General features: G+C 74.5%; 3 protein-coding genes. 1 reads left to right on the forward strand and 2 read right to left on the reverse strand.

Annotated elements, in window-relative coordinates; translation table 11 throughout:
• Positions 1 to 85: 85 nt before the first annotated feature.
• Positions 86 to 1009, reverse strand: coding sequence for an EamA family transporter (locus ABD308_RS29655; RefSeq protein WP_344341579.1), 924 nt, complete (start codon positions 1007 to 1009; stop codon positions 86 to 88).
• Between the two features lie 99 nt (positions 1010 to 1108).
• On the opposite strand from ABD308_RS29655, the gene ABD308_RS29660 reads away from it, so the two are divergent.
• Positions 1109 to 1615, forward strand: coding sequence for a MarR family winged helix-turn-helix transcriptional regulator (locus ABD308_RS29660; protein WP_344341582.1), 507 nt, complete (start codon positions 1109 to 1111; stop codon positions 1613 to 1615).
• Positions 1616 to 1668: 53 nt separating this feature from the next.
• Here the strand turns inward: ABD308_RS29660 and ABD308_RS29665 are convergent, their stop codons facing one another.
• Positions 1669 to 2526 (reverse strand): methyltransferase domain-containing protein, encoded by an 858-nt coding sequence (locus ABD308_RS29665; RefSeq protein WP_344341585.1) that lies wholly within the window; start codon positions 2524 to 2526, stop codon positions 1669 to 1671.
• Positions 2527 to 2671 lie beyond the last annotated feature (145 nt).

Consider the following 2671-nt stretch of genomic DNA (forward strand, 5'->3'; position numbering starts at 1 on the left):
GCCTCGGCGACGACCCGGCTGCCGACGTTGCCGCTCGCGCCGAACACGGTGATGCGCATGGGGGGTCCTTGGGGGTGTTGGGCGGTCAGGCGGACTGGCGGGTGCGGACGGCGGCGGTGGTGGCGGGTGCCCCGGCGACGACCTTCGACGGGGTGCGCGGTCGCTGGGTCTGCGCGGCGACGAGCGAGCCGAGCACGATCAGCGCGCCGAGCGCCTGGACGGGGGCGAGGTCCTGGCCCAGGACGAGCCAGCCGAGGGCGGTGGCGACCACGGGGCTGAGCAGGCCGAGGAAGGTGACCGAGGTGGGCGGCAGGGCGCGGATGCCGCGGAACCAGAGCGCGTAGGCGACGGCCGCGCCGATCAGGCTGAGGTAGCCGTAGCCGAGCAGGTTGGCGCCGGTGAGGTGGGACGGCGGCGGGCCTTCGACCAGCAGCGCGACCGGGAGGAGCAGCAGACCGCCCGCGGTGAGCTGCCAGCCGGTGGTGGCGAGCAGCGGGGCGGGCGAGGTCCAGCGCTTGGAGAGGACGACGCCGGTGGCCATCACCACCGCGCCGCCGAGCGCGGCCGCGATGCCGAGGGCGTCCAGCTCGGCGTTGGAGCGCAGCACGAGCAGGCTGACGCCCGCCACGCCGGCGATGCCGGAGAGCAGGGTGCGCGCGGAGAGGCGGTCGCCCAGGAGCGCGGCCGAGAGGCCGGCGGCGATCAGCGGCTGGACGGCGCCGACGGTGGCGGCGACCCCGCCGGGCAGGCGGTAGGCGGCGACGAAGAGGAGCGCGAAGAAGACGCCGATGTTCAGGGCGCCGAGGACGAGCGAGCGCCACCACCATTCGCCCTTAGGCAGGCGGCGGGTGAACGCGATGAGGAGCAGCCCTGCGGGCAGGGCGCGGAGGACTCCGGCGAGCAGCGGGCGCCCGGGCGGCAGCAGCTCGGTGGTGACGAGGTAGGTGGAGCCCCAGATGGCGGGGGCGAGGGCGGTGATCAGCACGATGGCGAGTCGATTCCTTAGCACTAAGCCAATGTATCTCAGTGCTAAGGAATCTGAACCGGGGGAGGGGGGGCGGGAGCTGTGAGGTATCTCACCGCTAAGGCATCGTTTAGGCTGGAGCGCATGGCAGAACGCGAAGATCATGTGGACCGGGTGGTCCGGCAGTGGGGCGCCGAGCGTCCGGACCTCGATGTCTCCCCCATGGAGGTGATCGGCCGCCTCAAGCGGCTGAGCCGCCTGGTCGACGCCGAACTGAAGGAGACCTTCGCCCGGCACGACCTCGACTTCGCCTCCTTCGACGTGCTCGCCACCCTCCGCCGCAGCGGCCCGCCCTACCGGCTCACCCCGACCGGCCTGATGCGCTCGGCGATGGTCACCTCCGGGGCGATCAGCCAGCGCCTCGACCGGCTGGAGGCGCGCGGCCTGGTCACCCGCACCCCCAGCGGGTCCGACGGCCGCAGCCGCGACGTTGCCCTCACCGAGGAGGGGTACGCCCTGATGGACCGCGCCCTGCCCGACCACCTCGCCACCGAGCGCCGCGTCCTCGCCGGGCTGGACGAGGCGCGGACCGCCGCGTTCATCGACGCCCTGCGCGTGGTGCTCGGCACCCTCGGGGACGACGTGGAGTAGGGCGGGCCGACGGGGGCGGCCGCTCAGTGGCTGACCGCTCCAAGGCGGGCCGCTCAGGGGTTGACCGCGACCGCCTTGAAGAAGGTGTAGTGGAAGGTCCCGCCCGGTTCCGCCGTGCGGCGCAGCTCGGCGACACCGTGGTCGAACGCCCCGGCCGTGGTGAGTCCGGCCGCGACCGCGTCGTCCCGCACCGCCTCGACCATCGCGATGAAGGTGCGCCGGGTGAAGGTCTCGGCCAGCGCGGGCCGGGCGCCGTCGGCGGACATCGTGCGCGGACCCACCACGACGTCCCGGAAACCGGCGCCGGTGAGCAGCGGGTACAGCCGCCGCCCGATGAGCGCGTCACCGCCGCCGTCCGCCTGGAGCCGGACCAGGTGGTCGACGACCCGCCGCGCGGCCTCGCCGAGCGGGTGGAAGCAGGCCGTGCCGTGGTCGCCCTCGATCACGGTCAGGGTGCCGCCGGGGCGCAGCACCCGGCGCAGCGCGGCCAGGGCCGCCGTCGGATCGGCGAGGTGCTCCAGCACGAAGCAGACGAAGACGTGGTCGAAGGAGCCGTCGGCGAAGGGCAGGCGGTGCAGATCTCCGTGGTGCCAGCGGACGTTCGCCCCGGGCGCGTGCGCGGCGACCCGGGCCCGCGCCTGCGCGAGCGAGTCCGCCGAGAGGTCGGCGGCGGTCAGCAGCACGCCCGGGCTGGAGTCCAGCAGGTGCACCGTCTGCGCGCCGACGCCGCACCCGGCCTCCAGGACCCGGCTGCCGGGCGGATAGGTGGTGCCGGCGTGGAGGAGGCCTGCCAGCGTGTCGGCCTGGTCGCCGAGTCGTCGGGCCTCGGTGGGGGAGTAGCCGTGGACGTAGCCGTGGACGGGGCCGGTGTCGGCGCGGACGGCGGTGGGCCGCGGGGTGCTCGTGGTCATGGCCCCACCCTCCCGGGCACAATGGACCGGTGCACAGGTCCAATCAGTGGCAGGTCGACAGGTCCACAACCGGTGGTGCCGACTTCCTCCAGCTCGACCCCCGGGAGGCCCCCGCCGGCGGACTCGCCGACTGGCTGGCCCGGCG

The organism is Kitasatospora putterlickiae (assembly GCF_039527695.1).
Lineage (GTDB): Bacteria > Actinomycetota > Actinomycetes > Streptomycetales > Streptomycetaceae > Kitasatospora > Kitasatospora putterlickiae.